The sequence below is a fragment of the Ruegeria sp. HKCCD7303 genome (genome assembly GCF_013111185.1).
In the GTDB taxonomy this organism is placed as follows: Bacteria; Pseudomonadota; Alphaproteobacteria; order Rhodobacterales; family Rhodobacteraceae; genus Ruegeria.
This window is the reverse complement of the sequence record NZ_WVRE01000014.1, coordinates 1-20,076: the sequence shown is the minus strand read 5'-3', so window position 1 is coordinate 20,076 and position 20,076 is coordinate 1. Positions and strand designations below refer to the sequence as shown.

20 protein-coding genes and 1 tRNA gene are annotated in these 20,076 nt (G+C 53.7%); 12 read left to right on the top strand and 9 right to left on the bottom strand.

Features of this window, described 5'->3' with window-relative positions; translation table 11 throughout:
- Positions 1 to 2 precede the first annotated feature (2 nt).
- Together GS630_RS21585 and GS630_RS21580 are read right to left on the bottom strand one after the other, a co-directional pair.
- On the bottom strand, positions 3 to 1,205 hold the full coding sequence (locus GS630_RS21585; protein ID WP_171238648.1) for an acyl-CoA dehydrogenase: 1,203 nt from the start codon (positions 1,203 to 1,205) through the stop codon (positions 3 to 5).
- Entirely contained in the window at positions 1,205 to 2,377 is a 1,173-nt protein-coding gene (locus GS630_RS21580; RefSeq protein ID WP_253285972.1) for a pyridoxal phosphate-dependent aminotransferase, read from the bottom strand. The genes GS630_RS21585 and GS630_RS21580 overlap by 1 nt, the downstream gene beginning before the upstream one ends.
- Before the next feature lie 98 nt (positions 2,378 to 2,475).
- On the opposite strand from GS630_RS21580, the gene GS630_RS21575 reads away from it, so the two are divergent.
- Positions 2,476 to 3,381, top strand: coding sequence for a LysR substrate-binding domain-containing protein (locus GS630_RS21575; protein WP_209940322.1), 906 nt, complete (start codon positions 2,476 to 2,478; stop codon positions 3,379 to 3,381).
- Positions 3,382 to 3,477: 96 nt separating this feature from the next.
- Here GS630_RS21575 and GS630_RS21570 read toward each other — a convergent pair whose 3' ends face one another.
- The 3 genes from GS630_RS21570 to GS630_RS21560 form a co-directional block, all read right to left on the bottom strand.
- Positions 3,478 to 4,989, bottom strand: coding sequence for an aldehyde dehydrogenase family protein (locus tag GS630_RS21570; protein ID WP_371809156.1), 1,512 nt, complete (start codon positions 4,987 to 4,989; stop codon positions 3,478 to 3,480).
- Positions 4,990 to 4,992: 3 nt separating this feature from the next.
- Complete coding sequence (locus GS630_RS21565) at positions 4,993 to 6,099, bottom strand: saccharopine dehydrogenase family protein (protein WP_171238650.1); 1,107 nt, start codon at positions 6,097 to 6,099, stop codon at positions 4,993 to 4,995.
- 174 nt (positions 6,100 to 6,273) lie between these two features.
- Positions 6,274 to 7,143, bottom strand: coding sequence for a hypothetical protein (locus tag GS630_RS21560; protein ID WP_171621503.1), 870 nt, complete (start codon positions 7,141 to 7,143; stop codon positions 6,274 to 6,276).
- A gap of 181 nt (positions 7,144 to 7,324) precedes the next feature.
- Here GS630_RS21560 and GS630_RS21555 point away from each other — a divergent pair.
- Positions 7,325 to 7,400 (top strand) — tRNA-Thr (locus GS630_RS21555).
- Between the two features lie 318 nt (positions 7,401 to 7,718).
- A complete protein-coding gene (locus GS630_RS21550) occupies positions 7,719 to 9,425 on the top strand; it encodes an AIPR family protein (protein WP_171621502.1) in 1,707 nt (568 codons plus the stop codon).
- Positions 9,426 to 9,584: 159 nt separating this feature from the next.
- Here GS630_RS21550 and GS630_RS21545 read toward each other — a convergent pair whose 3' ends face one another.
- On the bottom strand, positions 9,585 to 9,971 hold the full coding sequence (locus GS630_RS21545) for a hypothetical protein (protein ID WP_171712240.1): 387 nt from the start codon (positions 9,969 to 9,971) through the stop codon (positions 9,585 to 9,587).
- Positions 9,972 to 10,400: 429 nt separating this feature from the next.
- On the opposite strand from GS630_RS21545, the gene GS630_RS21540 reads away from it, so the two are divergent.
- Both GS630_RS21540 and GS630_RS21535 read left to right on the top strand, forming a co-directional pair.
- Positions 10,401 to 10,598 (top strand): hypothetical protein, encoded by a 198-nt coding sequence (locus tag GS630_RS21540; RefSeq protein WP_171621500.1) that lies wholly within the window; start codon positions 10,401 to 10,403, stop codon positions 10,596 to 10,598.
- A 133-nt stretch (positions 10,599 to 10,731) separates the two neighbouring features.
- Entirely contained in the window at positions 10,732 to 10,959 is a 228-nt protein-coding gene (locus GS630_RS21535) for a hypothetical protein (protein ID WP_171621499.1), read from the top strand.
- Between the two features lie 2 nt (positions 10,960 to 10,961).
- Here the strand turns inward: GS630_RS21535 and GS630_RS21530 are convergent, their stop codons facing one another.
- Complete coding sequence (locus tag GS630_RS21530) at positions 10,962 to 11,720, bottom strand: sulfotransferase family 2 domain-containing protein (protein ID WP_171237064.1); 759 nt, start codon at positions 11,718 to 11,720, stop codon at positions 10,962 to 10,964.
- 1,336 nt (positions 11,721 to 13,056) lie between these two features.
- On the opposite strand from GS630_RS21530, the gene GS630_RS21525 reads away from it, so the two are divergent.
- The 7 genes from GS630_RS21525 to GS630_RS21495 all read left to right on the top strand — a co-directional run bounded on the left by GS630_RS21525 (position 13,057) and on the right by GS630_RS21495 (position 17,968).
- The gene (locus GS630_RS21525; protein ID WP_171621498.1) at positions 13,057 to 14,154 is read left to right on the top strand and encodes an arylsulfotransferase family protein; all 1,098 of its coding nucleotides are present in this window, start codon (positions 13,057 to 13,059) and stop codon (positions 14,152 to 14,154) included.
- A complete protein-coding gene (locus tag GS630_RS21520; protein ID WP_253285971.1) occupies positions 14,154 to 14,411 on the top strand; it encodes a hypothetical protein in 258 nt (85 codons plus the stop codon). The genes GS630_RS21525 and GS630_RS21520 overlap by 1 nt, the downstream gene beginning before the upstream one ends.
- Complete coding sequence (locus GS630_RS21515) at positions 14,408 to 15,865, top strand: sulfotransferase (RefSeq protein WP_171621497.1); 1,458 nt, start codon at positions 14,408 to 14,410, stop codon at positions 15,863 to 15,865. The genes GS630_RS21520 and GS630_RS21515 overlap by 4 nt, the downstream gene beginning before the upstream one ends.
- A 236-nt stretch (positions 15,866 to 16,101) precedes the next feature.
- Complete coding sequence (locus GS630_RS21510; RefSeq protein WP_171656723.1) at positions 16,102 to 16,251, top strand: hypothetical protein; 150 nt, start codon at positions 16,102 to 16,104, stop codon at positions 16,249 to 16,251.
- 10 nt (positions 16,252 to 16,261) lie between these two features.
- Positions 16,262 to 16,453 (top strand): hypothetical protein, encoded by a 192-nt coding sequence (locus GS630_RS21505; protein WP_171712238.1) that lies wholly within the window; start codon positions 16,262 to 16,264, stop codon positions 16,451 to 16,453.
- Between the two features lie 37 nt (positions 16,454 to 16,490).
- Positions 16,491 to 17,795, top strand: coding sequence for a DUF6538 domain-containing protein (locus tag GS630_RS21500; RefSeq protein ID WP_171656721.1), 1,305 nt, complete (start codon positions 16,491 to 16,493; stop codon positions 17,793 to 17,795).
- Complete coding sequence (locus GS630_RS21495; protein ID WP_171621553.1) at positions 17,792 to 17,968, top strand: hypothetical protein; 177 nt, start codon at positions 17,792 to 17,794, stop codon at positions 17,966 to 17,968. The genes GS630_RS21500 and GS630_RS21495 overlap by 4 nt, the downstream gene beginning before the upstream one ends.
- Before the next feature lie 196 nt (positions 17,969 to 18,164).
- On the opposite strand, the gene GS630_RS21490 is transcribed toward GS630_RS21495, so the two are convergent.
- Both GS630_RS21490 and GS630_RS21485 read right to left on the bottom strand, forming a co-directional pair.
- On the bottom strand, positions 18,165 to 19,256 hold the full coding sequence (locus tag GS630_RS21490; protein WP_171621552.1) for a hypothetical protein: 1,092 nt from the start codon (positions 19,254 to 19,256) through the stop codon (positions 18,165 to 18,167).
- 624 nt (positions 19,257 to 19,880) lie between these two features.
- Positions 19,881 to 20,076: HNH endonuclease (locus tag GS630_RS21485; protein ID WP_171656720.1), on the bottom strand; the 196-nt coding region annotated here is incomplete at its 5' end.

The following is a 20,076-nucleotide window of genomic DNA, read 5'->3' as shown; positions in this document are numbered from 1 at the left end:
CCTTAGGCGAAGGCTTGCAGGCCCGTTTGCGCGCGCCCCAAAATCAGCGCGTGTACGTCGTGTGTGCCTTCATAGGTGTTCACCGTTTCCAGATTCACCATGTGCCGGATAACGTGAAAATCCTGACTGATACCGTTGCCGCCATGCATGTCACGGGCGTGGCGCGCGATCTCAAGTGCTTTACCGCAATTGTTGCGCTTGATCAGGCTGATCATTTCGGGCGCGGCGCGGGCTTCGTCCATCAGGCGACCCACGCGAAGGGCGGCCTGCAGGCCAAGGGCAATCTCGGTCTGCATGTTGGCAAGTTTCAACTGGAACAACTGGGTTTGCGCCAAAGGTCGCCCGAATTGCTTGCGATCCATCCCGTATTGATGGGCGGCGTGCCAGCAAGCTTCGGCCGCACCCATGGTGCCCCAGGCAATCCCATACCGCGCGCGGTTCAGACAGCCGAACGGACCTTTGAGGCCCTCGACATTGGGTAACAGTGCGTCTTCTGCGACCTCAACATTGTTCATCACGATCTCACCAGTGATCGAGGCGCGCAGCGACAGTTTGCCTTCGATCTTGGGCGCGGACAGCCCGGCCATGCCCTTGTCCAGAACAAAGCCTTTGATCTTGCCGTCATGTGCCTCGGACTTGGCCCAGACCACAAACACATCCGCAATCGGCGCGTTCGAGATCCACATTTTCGAACCATTCAACACATACCCGCCTTCGGTTTTTTTGGCGACGGTCTTCATCCCGCCAGGGTCTGAACCTGCGTCGGGTTCGGTCAGGCCAAAACAGCCAATGAACTCACCACTGGCCAGTTTCGGTAGGTATTTCTGACGCTGCTCGTCGGTGCCGTAGGCATAGATCGGATACATCACCAGGCTGGACTGGACCGACATCATCGAGCGGTAACCGCTGTCGACACGCTCAACTTCACGCGCCACAAGGCCATAAGTCACATAGCTGGACCCGATGCCGCCGAACTCCTCGGGGATGGTGGTCCCCAGTAGGCCCATCTCACCCATTTCCCGGAATATGCCAGGGTCGGTTTCTTCTTTGGCAAAGGCTTCGGTCACGCGTGGCAGCAGTTTGTCCTGCGCATAGGCACGCGCGGCATCGCGCACCATGCGTTCGTCTTCGGCCAGTTGGTCTTCCAGCAGGAACGGGTCTTCCCAGGTGAAGGGGCCAAGCTGCGGACGGGATTGTGGTTTCATCAGAGTTTCCTTTCTACAGCCGATTTAAGGCGTTCAAGGCCAGCTGCTATTGTATCTTGGGCGTAAGCGAAGCTCAGGCGGAAATGTCCGGGCAAGCCAAAAGCACGACCGGGGACAAGGGCGACACCGGCTTCTTCCAGCACCCAGCCGCAAAAGTCCGCATCATTCTTGAAGGGTCCGCCGTGATCTGCAAGCAATTCCGCGCATGAGGGGAAGGCATAAAAGGCCCCATCAGGCGCGTCACAACGCAGCCCAGGAACTGCGTTCAGCCCGGCAACCACAAGATCACGGCGTTGGGCGAACAGGTCGCGGCGTTCTTCCAGCAAGCTTGGGTCACAAGTGATAGCCGCCAAAGAGGCCCATTGTGAAATCGAACACGCGCCCGAGGTCACCTGACCTTGCACCGCCACCATCGCCTTGATCAGATCGGCGGGTCCAATCCCCCAACCGATGCGCCAACCGGTCATGGACCAGGCTTTGGCCACGCCATTGACGATCAACATGCGCCCGACAAGTTCTGGTGCGGCTTCGGCTACCGAGGTGAACTGAACAAAGCTGAGGTGTTGATAAATCTCATCCGCCAGAACCCAGACATGCGGGTGCTGCGCCAAAACGGTAGCCAAGCTGGCGATCTCATCCTTCGTGTAGATGGCCCCGGACGGGTTCGACGGTGTGTTGAGCATCAGCCAGCGGGTACGGGGCGTGATCGCGGCCTCAAGCTGTTCGGGCAGCAGCTTGAAGCCCTGTTCCATCGGGCAAGGCAGGACAATCGGCGTTCCTCCCGCCATGCGAACAATATCGGAATAGCTGGTCCAATAGGGCGCGGGCATGATCACCTCGTCGCCGGGGTTCAGGCTGGATAGCATTGCGTTTGCGATCACCTGTTTTGCCCCGGTCGACACGATGACTTGCGCCATCTCGACCCCTGCCTGACGAGCGATCTCGGTGCGCAGATCGGGGATACCTGCGGTTGGTGGGTATTTTGTCTTACCTTCTTGCGCCGCGGCGTGGGCCGCCTCGACCACATGTGGCGGCGTGGGCAAATCCGGCTCACCCGTTGACAGCGCCACAATATCGCGGCCATCCGCGCGTAAACGGGCAGCAGCCTCGGAAATCTGCACGATCTCAGAGAGTTCGATCCCGTTTAGCCGCTCTGCACGTTGGAACAACATGTCATTTCCTTTGAAATTCAGCATGAAACTAATGCCTAAATTACTTGAGAAAAACACCTCAATAGGTATCTTTTCTGTGACTAAAGCTCATGGATGTCATGCCCAGGATCAACGCTCTTCCGTCTCTTGCCCTGATGCGCAGTTTTGAAGCCGCAGCGCGTCACGAAAGCTATACCATGGCGGCAGAGGAACTGGGCGTTACGCAGGGCGCGGTCAGTCGTCAGGTGCGCGAGTTGGAGGCGGCAATAGGTGTTACGCTGTTTCGCCGCGTTGGGCGGGCCGTTCGGCTGTCAAAAGCAGGGCGCGCTTTGCGCGAGGAACTGGCCGGCGATCTTGAACGACTGAGCGGTACAATCAACCGTGCCATTGCCGCTGGGGACGGCGCCACCCTTTTAACCATGGCAGTGTTGCCCACCTTCGCGACGCGATGGCTGGTGCCCCGCCTGGCCGATTTCAAAGCGTCACATCCAGAGATCGTACTGGACCTTCACTCCTATACGACGCCGTTTAGTTTGGAAGAGCGGCGCGTGGACGTTGCCATCCACTTTGGCCATGATGACTGGCCGGGTGCCGCGCTGCGCAAGCTGTTCCCGGAGCATCTGGTGGTCACGGCTGCGCCTGCACTGGTGGGCAGCGCTGGGCTTGACGAAAAACAAGATGTGTTCGATCTGCCGCTATTGCATCTCACCTCACGGTCCGAGCAATGGTCAGACTATCATGACAGCCTGGGATTGGGTGCGCGCGCTGTGTTTCCTGGGATGCGCTTTGATCAGTTTTCGATGCTGATCGAGGGGGCCGTTGCCGGGTTGGGGGCTGCGATCCTGCCGTCTTATCTGATCGAGGCCGAGTTGGCCTCGGGAGCCCTAGTCGAGATTGGTCAGGTCGCGAATGTGTCAGGCAGCGCGTATTACGTGGCTTTCCCAACCGGGCAAAAAAACGAAGCTGTTCAGGTCTTTTCGGATTGGTTGATAAAGCAGTCAAAGCACCGGCGATCAGCTGGCTAGCTGAATGGATCAAAATGGCCGCGCCGGGGTCTTCCTACCCGATGCGGCCAGTTCTTGTTTGCTTGAGAGGCTACTCTTTTACGAACAGCGCGGGCCTTAGATGTCGAACTTTACACCCTGCGCAAGCGGCAGTTCCGCTGAGTAGTTCACGGTATTCGTTTGACGGCGCATATACGCTTTCCACGCGTCCGAACCGCTTTCACGTCCGCCCCCGGTTTCCTTTTCACCGCCAAATGCCCCGCCGATTTCGGCCCCTGATGGCCCGATATTGACGTTGGCGATGCCGCAATCGGATCCGGCCGCGGTCAGGAACTGCTCGGCCTCGCGCATATTCAGGGTGAACACGCAAGAAGACAGCCCCTGCGGCACATCGTTTTGCAGTTCGATGGCCTCGTTGAAATCCTCATAGCCCAAGACATAAAGGATAGGCGCAAATGTTTCGGTCTTCACAGTATCGGACTGCCCGGGCATCTCGACGATCGCAGGTTCCATATAGACACCGCCGGGGACACCTTCGGTCACACAGTTGCCGCCGAACACCTTACCACCTTCGGCCTCTGCCGCCTTCAGCGCAGCTGTCATGGCTGCGCCCGAGGCTTCATCCACCAAAGGCCCAACCAGCGTGCCTTCGGCCATCGGGTCGCCGATGGGCAAACCAGAATAAGCTTTCTTTAGGCGGGCCACCAATTCGTCCTTGATCGAGTTGTGAACGATCAGGCGGCGTAAGGTTGTGCAGCGCTGACCTGCGGTGCCAACTGCCGAAAACACAATGGCGCGCACGGCCATTTCCAGATCTGCCGAGGGGCCAACGATCATCGCGTTGTTACCACCCAGTTCCAGAATGCACTTGCCAAAGCGCGCCGCCACGATGGGCGCCACAGCGCGCCCCATACGCGTCGAACCGGTTGCCGAAATCACAGGTACATCTTCGCTTGATACCAGAGCTTCGCCCAAAGCCGCGCCGCCGATCACGGTCTGCAACAGACCGGCAGGGGCGTCGCCAAAACGAGCCAGAGCGCGTTCAAAGATCTTCTGGCATGCCATTGCAGTCAGCGGTGTCTTCTCGGACGGTTTCCAGATCACCGGATCACCACAAACAATCGCCAGCGCCGCGTTCCACGACCAGACTGCAACCGGAAAGTTGAAGGCCGAGATGACACCCACCGGCCCGGCAGGGTGCCAGGTTTCCATCATCCGGTGGCCCGGACGCTCGGATGCGATGGTCAGACCGTAAAGCTGTCGCGACAAACCAACGGCAAAGTCGCAAATATCGATCATCTCTTGTACTTCGCCCAAACCTTCGGAGGTGATCTTACCAGCCTCCCAGCTCACAAGCGCGCCAAGATCGTCTTTGGCTGCGCGCAGTTCTTCACCCAGCAGCCGGATCAACTCGCCCCGCTGCGGTGCGGGCACCACGCGCCAGGCTTTGAACGCAGCTTGCGAGCGGGCTATGATGGCGTCCATCTCAGCGGCGGGTGTCTCATGCACGTCGGCCAATACACGACCATCGATCGGAGACGTCACCTGCAAGGTACCGCCGGTCAATTCAGCCGCAATCAGGTCCAGTTTCGAAAGTGTGGTTTCTGCAGTCATTACAACGTCTTTCATGTCTCAGGCCGCTTTGTTTTGAGGGGTTGCATCACCAGCGCGATAGAGCGCGCCAAATTCAGTCTTCAGGAAGTCGGGCAGCTTCACCTGCTCTTGCCGGACAAAGCCTTTCGAAGGCAGCGCACCCGTGCGCATCAGGTCGACAACGCCCAGAACGCCTGCGGCTGTCGTGACCTGAATAGCGCTCCAGGTCTGGCCGCTGATGTCACGGGCAAAGCTTTTGTTGATCAGCGATTTCTCACGCAGCGCGCCGTCGATCATGCCCTTGGCTGTGCAGTAGACCAGAACAACGTCCTGATCGGTGCGGGGTAGGGCGGATTCGAAAATCTCTTTCAGCAAATCGCGGCGACGTTCCAGGCCCAGATCATGCAGCAGCAGTTTCAGAATGTCACAATGGCCCGGGTAACGGATCGACCGATACGAGACTGACCGCGCCTTGCCTTCAAGCGTTTCGGGCAATGTACCCAGCCCGCCCGAAGTGTTGAAACATTCGTATTCCACGCCGTCATGCCCCAGAACCTCGTAGTCTTCCAGCGGCGCGGTTTTGACCCGTTGGCCGTTCACGATGGCATCGCAGGGGTTGCAATACTCGTTGATCAGCCCGTCAGTTGACCAGGTCAGATTGTATTTTAACGCGTTGGTCGGATAGAGCGGCAGCGCACCGACCCGCATATGCAGGCTGTCGATTTCGTCAAATTCGGCGGCCAGAGAAGCGCCCGCGATACCAACAAAGCCCGGCGCCAACCCGCATTGCGGCATGAATGCTGTCTGGCTGCCCTCGGCCAAGGCGCGCACAGCGTTCGTGGCGGCCACATCCTCGGTCAGATCAAAGTAATGCGCGCCTGCCTTTTGAGCCGCCTCAGCAATCTTTGGTGTCAAAAAGAAGGGAGCCGCCGAGATTACGGCATCAAAGCCCTTAAGACTTGCGGCCAGACTATGTGTGTCGCTGGCGTCGACTTGCTTGGTGGGCACACCAAGCTTTGCAACTTCTGCCAGTGATTTGAGGTCGTGATCCGCAACAGACACGGTGTAATTTGGCGATGCTTTCAGTAGGGTCGCGATCATCTGCCCGATTTTGCCTGCGCCTACGATACACACATTCCAGGACATTACTGTCTTAGCCTCCCAATTTATGCCTCACTTAACGATGGTTCGAAGGCTGTTCGGGTGGCAGGGTGAAATGTGACGAAACGTACAGGTATTCTGTCGTTATGACGGATAATTCGGAGTTATGACGGATCAGAGACGGGCATCTGGGGTGCTGCCTGAAACGGAGATCGAAGGCTAAAACACGCGAATATCTGACATGGTGCGGATGGCGGCCATGTCCTGCGCGTAAAGCTCTGTAAACGCGTCAAATATGTCCGTGTTCCACCCAGGCAAATCCAACTCTTCTTCAACCAGCTCGGGGCGCGCTTGATCCTCGAGGACTTGCGCCAATTCTTCGCGTTGGCCTTGTATATCCAAGGGTGTGCGCCGCCCAAGGATCTCCTGCACTTGTCTTTGTCCTGCGTCGGTCAAGAGCGACGTCAAAAAGGAGTACTCATCGGGAAGGGGTGTCTCGCTGGGCAGCCCTGTCATAGCCCGGACAATATCACCCCAGATCAGAGGTAGATTTTCGTTTTCCCATACGGTCAGTTTAAACTGAGGCGCAAGTTCGCGCAGGTCTTCAATCATGCTGAGCCAACTGAGACAACTGAGGTCAGTGCTGGCCAGAATATCCCGCCGATGGTCTTCGTGAATGGACATCAGTGTTTTGGGAATGAAAATTCCAGGGTTCACCAGCCCGACAAACAGCTCAAGCTGCGCACCTTCCAAGAGGGTTTCAGTAAATGCCGTCCGCCTTCCCGCAAAAGGATAAATCTGACCATGTTGCAGCGCAGTCCGTCGAGGCCCAAAGAACTTGTCGCTCGACAGAACTACACGCTCCAGGTTGACGTCTTGTGGAAAAAGAGGGGCCAGACTGTCCCGCGTTTCGTCGATCGATGTGCCCTGGGTCAGCGCGTCCGACATGATCTTGACGAATTGTCGGGACATCCGCGGGCCCATCGGAGCAGTCTTCATCTCTGCCAGCATCTGTCTGTTTGCAACAAGCGACGACAAAATGTGGCCTTCATCGGTAAAGGCTGCACCGGCATGAATGATTACCTGCATGTCGACTTCCGTACCCTCACATACAATACCCAACCTCGCACATGTCCTTCGCTGTACCAGACGTATGTGGGGTTTCTGCCTGAGTGGTTTTTGCACTTTCTCAGGAAAACCGACAATACCTTAGTTCAAGCTGAAAATGAGGCTTGCAGTCCCCCGCCAGAGGAAGTAATCGACTGCCAGTGCCCCTATAGCTCAGCTGGTAGAGCAACTGATTTGTAATCAGTAGGTCCGCGGTTCGAGTCCGTGTGGGGGCACCATTTAATCAAAAAAAACAATGACTTATTTGGACACAGGTAGTGCGCTTTCTTCAAGCTTCTTGCACTGTGTCCGAACTGTGTCCAAAATTTACCGATTGATCAGTTTTGCTGCCCAGTTGATTCCTGCTCTTTTTGTGCTCCCAATCCATCTAAAGTGCATAACACTCTGAGTTAGCTGCAATCGATCTCCCACGGGTTGTCAGTTTTGCTCCTTTCGAGAGGTGCAATAGATAGATAATCAGTTGCTCTTGTTTTCTTTGGTTGTATGGACGAGTGTCTGCTCAATCTTTTGTGGTAACGCCAATTGGGATCGCTTACATGATTGCAGCAGACCTCGAGTTTGGGAATTTGACCCAAACTTTTTTGAAACCCTATCAGAAGCGCGGAGCGACGGAATCCACTCAGTTTTTGAGGTGGGTTCTGGAGAATATCTATCGTCTTGAGCCTCAAGATGCAGATGATGCCTGTGTGGACAAAAAGCAGGACAAAGGTGTCGATGGCATCCTTGTAAATGATACCCTAGAGACCGTTCATGTTTTTCAATCCAAAGTTCGAATGAAGGCCGGATCGAAGTTGGGTGACACTGATCTCAAGGAGTTCTGCGGCACTCTGAAACAGTTTGAAACCCCGGAAAACATCCAGGTTTTGCTGGACGGTGAGGCGAACGCAGAACTTAAGGGTGCGTTGGTGCGGGAACGTATTAAGGAAAAGGTCGCCGCTGGCTATTCCGTTGAAGGTGTATTTTGCTGTAACGCCAGCTTGAACCAAGACGGATTGGACTTCTTGAAATCTGCTGGTGACCTCGTCGTCTACGATGCAGACAGAATTGCCAGTGAGTTCGTCGATCTCGAAGCCAAAAGCGGGATCAATGAGGATTTTGTTTTTGACACTTCGGATACTGAAGTCATCAAATATCAGACGGCTGACGGCGTTACCGCAAGAATATTTTTGGCCAACGCCCTTCAGCTTACACACATGAAGGGAATCTCAGATCAGACTCTCTTTAGTCAGAATGTTCGACTTGCGCTTGGTAATACCAAAGTTAACAAGAGTTTGGTGGCGAGCATCAAAAACAAGGGAGAGCACAAGAATTTCCCTCTGTATCACAATGGCATAACAGTCCTTTGTAGCAAAATTGATGAGGCGGAGGATCAATTGAAGATCTCAAGCTTTGTCGTAGTGAATGGCGCTCAGAGTCTTACTTCGCTTCTAAACTCAAAGGCTAGCATCACTGCCGACCTGAAAGTTTTAACTAAAGTAGTCGCATTGGGAGACGATGCTGAGCTGTCTGACAAGATTACTCACAATAGCAACAACCAGAACGCGATTAAGCCCAGGGATCAAAAATCCAACCACTCGATTCAACAGCGGCTCAAGAAAGAGATCAAGGACCTCGCCTACGACAACATTGTGCTTGAGGTAAAACAAGGCGAGATCAACGCTGGCAAAAGAGTTCTAAAAAATGAAGATGCAGGTCTATCGCTCTTGGCGATTGATCTAGGTGAACCTTGGGCTTGCCACCAGAAATTCAAAGTTATGGACGATGCCCATGCCAAAATCTTCGGGCGTGCTGACGTAAATGGTGCCAAATTAGTCTTCTGCAACGAACTCCTGGAAAGCGTTGGCAAGACCTTGGATGGCTTTGATGATCAAGTGTTTGGACACTATAATCTGACACGGTATTTTGTTGCGCACTCTGTGGCTCAAATTTTCAAAGACGAACCAACAGCAAAAGACTTGTTACAACACCCCAAAACGCTTTTCGACAAGGGTCTTGTGGCTGATTTTGTTAACCTTTTCAGCGAAATTGCATCAACTACGGTGGATGATCTCAACGCCGAAGTCGGAGACTTGCTTGAGAACGGTGAGTTTGACCATAAAAGAGACCTGAAAAGCCCGACATGGTGTCGAGCGATGAGTATTAAGCTGACTTCTGCGTACAAGAAGGACGTAAAGCGCAAAAGGGTTAAGCCGATCGCGGAACTGATTTCGGAATTGATGGAGTCCAACGAAACAACGCAGTAACTGCCATCAATTAGCCGTAGCGAACTTGCCCGTGCGCGGGCAAGTTCAAACCATCGATTAGAGGTTGGGTTTACAAAGTTATGCACTGCGCTTTTTGAATAGCGGCTGCTATGTAGACCTTTGATTGGGCTGAGGCAGAGGAACTTCAAAAATATGCCCTCAGTTTCGGTTTGTGGAACTCAGGATTTCGTCGAGTGTCGTCTGCGTGTACTTTGCAATGTCAATGAGTTCTAAGAGTTCGAGCTCAGTAACGCCTTTCTCAACTTTCCGAACCTTGAGCATCGACCAGCCCATTTCTGTAGCTGCATCGTAGGGCTCGAGGCCACGATTGAAGCGGTAATTGTAGAGGTGCATTCCCAGACGCACATGAAGTGGGCTAAGGGGCTTTTTCTCTTCGGTTGTACGAGGGCGCAGTTGGACCTCGTTGGCCCGCAAGATTTGTGCGACCCGACGGTCCGAGATCCCATAGGACCGCGCCAGTTCACTGATCTCCTTCCCATCTGAGTAGTCCTGGCAAATGTATGTGTCACGTTCTGTAGTTTTCATGGTCTGTTCAACCTAGGATGGTGGTGAACACTGTGTCCCGCGAGGGGTTCGGGCTGTGTCCAGACTGTGTCCACCGAATGTCCGATAAGTCCTAAAAAGGACGATTTGTCGGAAGGCTAAACTAAGCAAAATCAGCTACTTAGCTGGTATTGAGGGGATGATTTCGGGAAATTTGTAATCAGTAGGTCCGCGGTTCGAGTCCGTGTGGGGGCACCACTTCCTTTGCTCAAGACGTTTCTGTATTTTTTCGGCAGCCTAGCCAATACACGCCGTTCCGATGGCGTCCGTCACGCTTAACCCGACTGCGCGACTGGGCAAAATGCTTCGTCACCACGGACGCATCGAGAATTGGAGATCATTTTGCATTAAATGCACTCAAGCTCCTGAAAATCGATTATGCTTGAAGTTATTTCAAGATAGGAGACTGCCATGCTTTATCCACTTGCAACACTCAAAGCCGACAAGCTGAACCTGGTTCAGGAACTTGAAGAAGAAATCGGAAGCCCGATTGTAGCCCTCACCGCTGTGGATGCGGGCACTGCGGATCTTCCGAAAGACAAGCTGCAAAAGTTGCAGGCTCTGGAGGATGAGCTTGATGTCGTTCTGGTTGCGGTGCGGCCGAACTAGTCTTTTTTTGGTCTCGCTTGGATAGTCGAAGGACTGCTGACGACAGATTGCTGGGCCACATTATTTCTTCCTCCCAGCCCGTTAAAACGCACCTGAGATTCTTTAAGGTTTCAACATCCAAAGGAGGTTCTTTATGCCGCAATACAACGACATGTTCGAACTGTCCGTCGAAGACATCGATTTGATTGAAAGCTCTCTCCGCCGGGCGCAGACTGCACTTTCACATGCTGAGCGGGCTGAAAATGTGCAACAAAGGGAGGAACGAGAAGATGCGTTGAACAGAATTCAAGACCTGTTGGGGCGCCTTCACGATCAGAAGATTTTCTATCGGCCGAAAAGCGGGGTTTACGTCGGCGGATAAGTTCAGCCCGTGCCGCCGGATCGGTGTGACACTAGTTTCTTTGCCTCATCAAAAATCACGCGATCCAAAGCGGTTAGTTCTTCAATAAGAGCCAACGTCTCTTCATCGGGTTGGTGAATTTCGACCTTGGATGCGTTGCTGTGAAGGACTTTGATTTTAGGTGCCCCCAGATCAGCGAAAATATTGCGAATGTCGCTCTCAAAGCTGTCGACAAACCCGATATAATCAAACCGTCGGAGGTTTTGTCGCGCCCGATCCAGCAGGGCGTTCGGGTCGATTTGCCTTGGGTCACCTAAGAGGTTCGCGTCGGCTTGTTCGCGCGCCTTCCGAGAACCCCATCCGGAATGCAGTTGCCAAGCTTGGGCGTTCCACAAATGTTGCGAAAATTTCGGTTTGTTGGCCTGCAACAAAAACTCTTTTAGACTTTGAGTGCGTGCAGCGGCTGCAAGCTCACTTTGTTCAGCAGGTTGCTTCGACAAATACTTGTACAGAGAAACGACTCTTTCAGTCGGCTCTCGCAAGAACGTGAAAAGGTAGCGATCTGCCAATAGCGGCTCAGCAAATATCATTCCGAAATGTCCAGAAATAAAAGGAAATTTGGCACACTCATCAAGATCGAGTGTCTGGTAATCAGCGTGACTGCACACTTGGTTTTCGCCATAGTGACGGCGGGCGATCTCTTGCACAGACGTGCCTGCGGTTTTTTGAATGTGTGGAAAGATCGCCGGTCGAAGCTTTTTCGATTTTTTAAAAGAGAACATATTCCGCCCGACTTTATTCGTTTCGTCTCCGGTAAATATGAGGCGCAACGTTGATTTTATTGACAGCACTCGAACGCGCCAGATGATGCGTTCACGTTAACGTGAGTTTCTGTCTCAATCAAACATCAAACTGATTGTATTTTTTTGCCTTTAGATGAGCGATCGCCGGCTAGAGCGATTGCTTGGTGATGATTATAGATGGCAGAACGTTCTCTGAGATCGCGGAAACAAAAGGCGAATCCAAGCGCTAGATGTAGAATCGGGTCGATCTCGCAACGCTGGCGCCCAGTTTTCTAGATGCCATCGCTGAAGGCGAACAATCAGACGGCCTAGCCAGGGATTTCCTGTAAAAGTCGGAATTCCGGGCGATCTGGTCAGATCAGAACAAGCAGTTCGCTGTGTTCTGATACAAAGCCTCTCCCGAGGCCACCAAAGCGTACTTTCGGAAACGCGAACTGAGAGTGCGGCCCGAAATCAACCTTATTGCTTTGACGTTCGGATATTAGCTCTAGTTGCTAAGTTCTAAACGTCAGAAATTTAACCACAATCGGCGGTCAATTTCTCAGTAAGTGATTAAAGAATTATTATGGCTGGGGTGGTAGGAACCCTTGCCGACCGATGAAACCTATCAACTTTTCCAACTAGCCCGAGAAACTGGGGCGGTTTCGGGGGCATTTGTAACAGTGAGCACGGGCATTCGCTAAGCTCTGCGACGGGCATTTCTGACCGCCGGCATACTCGTTTACTAGTGCTGACTGGGTGCTGACGACCCGCTGACGATCGATTCCGGGGGCTGAAGACTGGTCGCTGGTGCTGGTGGGGGGCGGGGCGGACGGTCAGGTTTAGTGCTGCGAAGGACTGTTGAGAGCCCAATATCACTGATGCCTTAACGCGCACCAACGTCTGCACAGGGCAAAAATTAACGAATTATGAACGGGATGTTTTTCGCACGTTCATGATGAGAAATGCATAGTGAGCATCGTTGCCCGAGTAGATCGAGAACTCGCGCGTCCGATACTATGTATGAGTTTTGAGTTTGGTTTTGATTGGTAAAACGCGCAAGAAAAGAACTGACTTTGAAAAGCTGCCCGAGCGACTATTCCAGGTTTGCCTGTTCCTCACTGTTGTTTTCTCGTCGGTTCTGTTCGGGATATTTGCGCAAAGAAAGAACTGGCCACCGGTGCCGCAACTTCTATCGGTATATAAAGTTCTGGTCGTAGACAAATCACTGACCCGCGAGGCGCGGGCGTACCATAAACACCTTCAGCCGGCACGCGGACAGGGCAAGGGCGTCGTGATCAATACGAAACCGGGACATCAGGACAGCATTCTGCTGATGGGTTTCTTTGATGGCGAGAACCAGGCCAGGCTGGTGAACCGTAATGGCAACGTCATTCGCAAATGGTCGCTGAACTACATTGAACATTTTCCTGAAATCGCCACCCGTCCGTGTGCTCAGCTCAGTAATCCTCTGTTGACCGATGTTCATGGCGCATTGCTGACCGAAAAAGGCGAGCTTGTTTTTAGCTATGAGTATTGCGGGGCGGTTAAGCTGGATCAATGTTCAAATGTTCTGTGGACGCTCAATGAGAAATCACACCACTCAATGGTCAGATCTGAAAATGGTGGATACCTGACGCTTGGTCGCGACGAATGGATTGCCTCAGAAGTTGTCGATCGCTTTCCACCCTTTTCGACCCCGGCCACAAGCGAGCCGATTCTGGAAGATGTCATTCTGAAACTTGATGAACAGGGGCAGGTTCTTGAAAGCATTTCAATACCTGGTTTGATCATCGATAGCGGCCTGTCGGCACTGCTGACCGCCAATGGCAGGGAAATTAAGCCAACGCGGGTGATCCGCAGTGAACTGGTCCACGCCAACAAAATTGATGAGTTGCCATCAGAACTTGCCGACAAATTCCCACTGTTTAACGCTGGGGATTGGGTGCTTTCGATGCGAGGGCTTAATCTGGTGATGGTCGTTGATGCAAACACCCGGAAAGTTAAGTGGCACCAGACCGGCCCCTGGGTTCGGCAGCATGACCCTGAATTCCGTCCTGACGGAAAAATCTCGATCTTCAATAACAACGCATATCTGACCTCTTATACGGCGACCGAAAAAACACGGGTAGATGCGCCGCGCGACACCAACATCATTGCGATTGATCCGGTGAGCCGGGAAACGGAAATCGTATTCGGAAGCAAGCCGGGTCAGGAGATGTTGTCGGTCGTTCGAGGACAGCATGAAATTCTGGAAAATGGAGGAGTACTGATTACCGAATTTGATGCCGGGCGTGTTCTGGAAGTGGACAGAGCAGGCAACGTGATCTGGGAATACGTCAATGAATATAATGATGAATTTGTTGGTGAGATCACCAATTCGAAACTCTATCCGTCGGGGTATTTTGAAGTCGATTGGAAGGAATGCACATAATGAACCAGCCTGCTAATCATAAGTTTAAAGGTCGTCTAATCCCGTTGTGGCTTGTTTGCTGCATAGCCTTTGCGATGCTGGCCAGCCCGGCACATGCCTATATCGGCCCGGGTGCCGGGTTGGGCGCGATTGCTGTTACGATTGCCGTCATTCTTGGTGTTGTGTTTCTGCTTGTCGGGCTGGTCTGGTTTCCGCTTAAACGTTGGATCGGGGGGCGGAAAAATCAGGCTGGTTCCGAAAACGATCCGACGCCATGATAGCAGCGATAGCCGTTTCGCTCTTGGCAGTTGCCGGATTTATTCTGGCCCTGTGGCAAACAAATATCGCAGGGACGGCCCAACACGTCGTGAGCACCTGTATGGCCGGTGTCACCGCGCTATTTGACAACCAGCTTTCTGACGACGCCAAGGAAGCGGCCGCAAGGCAAGCAGGGCTGAAGCTGCTGGTGGGTGGGCTGAACTTGACGTGGCGCATTGCGCTGGCTCTGACGGCGGCGGGTCTCCCGATTGCGCTGGCGGACTGGTCCGGAATCGCAACAGGTGCGGCGGTGCTTGGGGTCATGCTTCGTCTGGATTACATCGTCGTGGTATCGGTCCTTGCTTTTGCAGGCGCCAAAATTGGCAGCCGGCTACGTCGCGCGGATACGGAGGAACATGTTGAAGGCGGCCAATACTCGTCGGTTGACCAGTTTGTGCATAACCTTGCCTTCTCAGGACCGGCGATACTGAAACTGGCCTCGCGGCTTGAAGATCGCATGGCGAGGCAATCTTCCACTGCTGATGCCACGCAACCTGTTTTTGTGACATCCCTGGCACGAGGCGGGACGACCGCTGTCCTCAACGCTTTGCATGATGCGCCCGAAGTGGCCACGCATATCTATCGGGATATGCCATTTCTGACGGCTCCTGTTCTGTGGAACAAAATCGCGGGCGGGCCGAAGCGGGGGGTCCGGAGGAGGCAGCGCGCCCATGGCGACGGGCTGGAGATCGACCTTGATAGCCCCGAGGCGTTCGAGGAAGTCATTTGGAAATCGTTTTGGCCAGATCGCTACAGGGGCACTTCGATTCCCCTTTGGAGCACGTGCGATACAGACCCTGAGGCAGATCAGTTTTTGCGGCAGCACATGCGTAGCATCATCAGGGCACGGAACATTCAGGCCGGGCCGAAAGACGTACTGAAAACGATTTACTGTTCTAAGAACAACGCAAACATTGCCCGCGTATCCTATTTGCTCAAGTCTTTTCCAGATTGCAGAATCGTTGTTCCAGTGCGGCGACCGGAATGCCATGCAGAGTCACTCCTGCGGCAGCACAACAATTTCAGCATGCTTCAGGCAAGAAACAGTTTTGTGACCCGATACATGTCCGATATTGGCCATTTCGAGTTTGGCAACTTGCATAAGCCCTTTTTTTTCCGCGGGTTTGAGCCAGAGCAAGAAGGCACGCATCATTCAGACTATTGGCTGCACTATTGGATTTGCGCGTTTCGGGGGCTTCTAGAGCATAAAGATCAGTGTATTTTCTTATTTCAGGATGATCTGCGCGCTGCTCCTCAGCGTACGATGGAAGCCTTATACGACATGTTAGGGCTGTCGCGTACCCACCAGAGATTCGAACGCTATTTCCTTCCGAAGCCTGATGCAGCAACGGTTGGAAACTTCGATCCCAAACGCTTGCAAGAAGCCCGGGACATCTTTTATGCTCTCAAGTGAGCAACCGCCGGAACTGAAGGCTAACACTTTCCTAAAATAGTGCCGATTGAAGGTTACAATCAATTTCTGACTGTTAGCTAGCGGCGTAAACCCAAAGTAAAAGTTGCGCCTCGCGGGTTTAAAGTCGGTTAGGTCCACAAACCCGCCATCCGCGCAGAAAACCTGAACGTCCGCTCCCACTGAAAACGAGAGAACCCCTGCATCTAAATAAAGAAGCAACTGCAGGAGTTTGATCCATGAAGTACCTGTCTGCCCTCGGCGTTCTCGCCGGGGGTTTTCTTTTGCGCCCACCGCCCAAGGCTGTCCTGACGACGATGCTCTGGGTGGTCTCTCGGTCTCACCCCGCTGTCTCGGCGCTGGTTCTGCTGGCGGTCCTCTGGACGTAGAGGTCCGACGATGACTGAGCTGGAGCTGAACCCCGGTGACGTCGTGATCATCCGCGCCTTTGATGACGTCCCTGAACATCTGTTCCGCGTGGAAGTGGTGTTCGAAGACTGCGTAACGGGCTTTGCTGTGACTGGCCCTCTGGCTGGGTCCTACGGCGAACCGGCCCTCGAGATGATCGTTCGGCTCATCTCAACCAACTGACCCAATCCCAAATTCTAAACCGAAAAGGAGGAGGCCCATGTCTGCTCACATTCGCTATGCCTATCTGAAGGGCCATACGTGGCTGTATCGGCGCAACTATCCCGTTGACGTGGCTCTCGCGCTGGGCGTTCAGGCGCTGAAGCAGAGCCTCAAGACCGGGGATCGTAACACCGCCCGCGTCCGAGCCGCTGAAGTCAATGCGCGGTTTGAAACGCTGGTGGAACAGGTTCGGTCGCAGGCAGAGGAAGCCCTCTCTGCCCCAGGGACCAACACTGACGTTCCTGATTGGGTTGACCAGCCAGAGGCGTCTCTCGTCCGTCTCCGGGCCACTCTGGAGGACTCTGGGTGCAATCTGGAGCAGTCTAAATTCACAAGACCATCTGCGCCGGTGAAAGTGCCGGTTCGTGATTTAAGCCTGGCCTATCTCTCCCGGCGTAGTGATGCACTGCGACCCAGTGGGTTCAAATCGGTCCGATACTCCGTGGGGTTATTCACGAGCCGATATGGTGACCAGTCGGTTTGCAGTCTGACGCGGACGGAGGGGCGAGAGTTCCTGTCAGCGATAGCCCAACTGTCCTCGATGATTGGCAAGTCTGAGCGGACCAGAGGGCTGACCCTGGACCAGTTAGTCGCGTACTCGTCTCGTGGGTCGGTGACTATTACGGCCAGAACCCAGCGACGTATCTGGTCGCAGGTCAATCACTTCCTCGACTGGGTGGTCTATGAGGGGCATCTGGAGGTTAACCCCTTCCGAACTGTTCTCTTCGACCGGAAAGTACGTCCTCAACCCTATGCCGTCCTAACTGACGATGAGGTGGCCCGGCTGCTGGGAGCCAAGGACCGAGAACTGCATCCGGTTCTGCTGACCTGCCTGTTGACAGGGATGCGAGCGGGGGAAGCGGTTGGGCTGCTCCGGGAAGATCTCCTGACCAAAGGCAACCTCGGCTGCTTCGTTCATGTTCAACCCAATGAACTGCGGCTTCTGAAAACCGACGCAGCGGAGAGACTGGTTCCTGTTCACCCGGTGTTGGACGAGACGTTCCGGCAACTGCCTGGCCATGGCCCTCTGTTCCCTGACCTGACCGTGGCGCGCGTCACCAAGGGGTTTGCGAGACTGAGACGGCGACTGGGTCTGGAGCGACCGGGACTGGTGTTTCACTCGACCCGCAAGTGGTTCATCACCCAGTGCGAGCGAACAGGTGTTCCGGAACACTTCACGGCATCTCTGGTCGGTCACCAATCGGCACGGTCGGAGAACGGGATCACCTATGGCATCTACTCGGCTGGCATCAGTGACGAGCAACGGCGGTCCATCGTTGACCAGATAAGACTGTCGACATGAGCTTCCCTGACATTGACGCCTTCGAGGAACGAGCAGCGATTGCCGAGTTCGATGACGGGTGCACCCGTAAGGCAGCAGAAGATATGGCTGCTCGGGCTCTGGGGTTTCGGGACGCAGAAGCCTACTGGCAGTGGCTGGCTGACTATGTCGTCAACCGAAGACCACCCTCGTAGATCTATCCCTCGGCGGCCCCTAGTGGGCTGCCGGGGTATCACTTTCCTTTCTTTTTCCCGAAGCGGACTTGGCTGAAGGTGGCTGAATGGCTGAGTTGCGGACATAGTTGCCGTCGTCGGATTCCAACCCGAGATTGTGTGGGGCTAGATCAATCCCGCAGCGTTGGAGAGTCGCTGTGCGGTTACGTTGTTGGTTTCAGATTGCCTTTTGGACCAAGTCAATCAAGCTCGTCTTAAGATCTTGAGAAAATCGCATTTCCAACCGGTCTTTTCCAAATCTAAAACTGAGGTCTTTGTGTTCGTCTGGCGTTAGGGTTTTGTGAAGTGGGTCCAGCACGTGCCCATTTTTCTGCACGAAAATTGAAACCGTTGTGAACTTAGGGCTATACGTTTCCCAATTCGGCGGTGAATTATCCACCTCTGTATCGAACAGGTTTCTGATGGGCCAAGTTAAGCACTTTGGACGCCTTTCATTCAGGAACATAACGCCCAACCAGTATTGACTTACGTCCCTACTGTAAAAAACGTGCTTCCGATGAATTCCTATTCTTTGCTCGTTAGCGTCGAACCCGAGCGAAATGTGCGCCCAGGACGGAATGTACTGTACGGTACTTTTCTCCAAATCATAGAAAGAACATTGCAGGTACCCTCCCCAAGTGTCTGCCAGGCTTTCTGCTTCTTCATTGAAGAGTTTTTCAGCATTCAGAATTCCTAGGAAGTCAATGAGGTGCGCAAATGAATCTTCCGGCCAACTGCCGGTGCTCAGATGAGCATCAAATCTCTTCAGGAGGCGTAACGCTGCGTTGGCGCCGGTGCCTTGTGCATAGCAGTCGTTGAAACGTCCAGTTTTTAAAATTTTAGACCCTTTTGGAGCGATCAAGTTTACAGCTTTCTGCTGTTCCACAATAGCGGGGCGAACACCCATCATCCTGAACGCATCTGGGCAGTCATTTTCTTCAAGGTACTGGTCTGCAAGATCACCAGCGAACCTCATGGGACGAACGTCGTCAGGACGATGTTTCATGCGAATTGCGAGGTTTGGAAGGAAATCTATGACTTTGGCCGCATCGGTTGCTGCAAATGTTGCTGTAGATTGTTCATCCAGGATCAGCAATTTGTCGACAAAGTCAGCATAGGGTTTGTCTGAAACAATTTCTTCAGGCCAAACATTTGAGGGTGTGAGCACTGTTCCAGCTTCTGGAGTCATTCCGTCTTTAATCGGGGTAACTATGAGATCAGAAATCAGTGCCGGAAACCCCTCGGGGTTGATGTAAAGATTTAAAGTCAATCGCTTATCCAACAATTTTGCTACAAATAACGTCGCTTAGAACAACCCGGTCGGTAGCGACAGTCAAGACGTGGAACCCTGAAGGGCTATTGGCGGAACTGCCGATTGTCCAACTGAGCGTTCCTAAAACGCACGTAAAATAAACACTGTCAAACCTCAATGTGAGACGAAACAAAAGTCAACAGCCACCCCCGAAGGGACTGTTGGCATGTTTTGAATTTGGGCTCTCAACAGTCCTTCGCAGCACTAAACCTGACCGTCCGCTCCGCCACCCGCCAGCACCAGCGACCAGTCTTCAGCACCCGGAACCGATCGTCAGCGGGTCGTCAGCGGTCTCGTAAGCTGTCCCTTCAACGGTCGGTCTAGCGGTCAGAAATGCCCGTCGCAGAGCTTAGCGAATGCCCCCGAAACCGCCCCAGTTTCTCGGGCTAGTGGGAAAAGCTCTTGGGTTTCATCGGAGGGCAAGGTTTCCTACCACCCCAGCCAATTCATCAGAACATGGAACGAGACTAGGCACTTGGGGCTAAACCCTCCAAGAAATGCCCCCGTTTATGCCCCAGTGGTTTCGGGTGTAACGGGTGTTGAGGGTGGGCGCTCAGAGGTCGTAGAAGGCCCATGCCACGGTTATAGCAGGTCTCGATCGACGCCGTTCGCCCAGAAGTCCCAGTCGTCGCGCTTGTTATCCGCCGCAGACCCCTCAATCAGGTGCTCAGGACGGACGCAGCGCTCGTTATGACAGCGATGGCGAACCACCGTCGCCTCATCGATCACCGCCCGGTTAACCACGCAGTAAACGAACCGCGCAGAGGCCACTTGGCGG